This is a genomic window from Sphingobacterium sp. T2 (assembly GCF_000814685.1).
Classification (GTDB): domain Bacteria; phylum Bacteroidota; class Bacteroidia; order Sphingobacteriales; family Sphingobacteriaceae; genus Sphingobacterium; species Sphingobacterium thermophilum.
The window spans coordinates 1-1,103 of the sequence record NZ_JXAC01000323.1 but is presented as its reverse complement, the minus strand read 5'-3'; the positions used below and the strand labels follow the sequence as shown (position 1 = coordinate 1,103).

1 protein-coding gene is annotated in these 1,103 nt (G+C 30.2%); it reads right to left on the bottom strand.

Annotation, left to right across the window (positions count from 1 at the left end; translation table 11 throughout):
• Positions 1 to 584 precede the first annotated feature (584 nt).
• Positions 585 to 1,049 (bottom strand): IS3 family transposase, encoded by a 465-nt coding sequence (locus SD31_RS15760; RefSeq protein WP_052259106.1) that lies wholly within the window; start codon positions 1,047 to 1,049, stop codon positions 585 to 587.
• Between the last annotated feature and the right edge of the window lie 54 nt (positions 1,050 to 1,103).

Genomic DNA, 1,103 nt, shown 5'->3' with positions numbered 1-1,103 from the left:
AATATATTATCATCATTATTATGTATTATTTAATGGGAAATTGATAAGTTATAATATATCTACATCTCCTAACTATAAACAGGTTGAAGACATGCTAGATAAAGCGCTCAAAAGAAGAAAAAAAGAAGGCAAAGATCATATAAAGAACTATATTACATTCCGATCAAGGAACATTATATAGGCTAAAAATATATCAAAATCTATTAAAAGACAAATGAAATTATTCAGAGCATTATCTAGACAGTTTCCCTTTCTGGACATGCTCTGAATAATTTCATTTGTCTTTTTAATTAGATTTTTGATATTATTTTTTAGTCCTTAATTATTAAATTGGTTTCCCTTGAGTCGGTAATGATTGAATTAATAGTCTTTATTAGATCTTTTGCCTTTCTTTTTTTCTTTCTTTTGTTATGTCGCTTTATCTAGTCATGTCTTCAACTGTTTATAGTTAGGAGATGTAGATATATTATAACTTATAATTTCCCCATTAAATAAATCCATAATAGGTGATAAATTATAATTTGCTTCCAGCAACTTTAAATTCAGTCACATCGGTAACCCATTTCTCATATGGGTTGTCAGCTTTAAAATTTCTTTGTAGAATATTTGTCCGCCGCTATACCTACATCTCCCTTATAAGACTTATATTTCTTAACTCGGATTACACTTTTGAGTTTTAACAATCTCATTATCTTGGCTATTGTCTTATAGTTCACAGCTTTATCTAGCGTATTTCTTAGGGCTAATGTTACACGTCTATAGCCATATCGACCTTTATGCTTTTGATAACATGCTATAACATGCCTCACTAAATCAGCATGCTTATCAATAAAACAGACGCTTTTTGTATGATAATAATAACTACTTCGAGCTAGCTCTGCAATATGCAATAAGTATTCTAGTTTGTGTTTACGCCTCAGCTCAGTAATAATTACTGTCTTTTTCTTTTTGGCTTGTTTGCTTTGAGCCAAGGCTTCCAACTTTTTTAGGAAATCGTTCTCTGCACGTAAGTATTCATTCTCTATTCGTAACTTTTCTACTTCACTCATAGAATCTAGCCATGAATGCGTTAAGTTTTTGTCAGATTTTCTGCTTTGTTATAT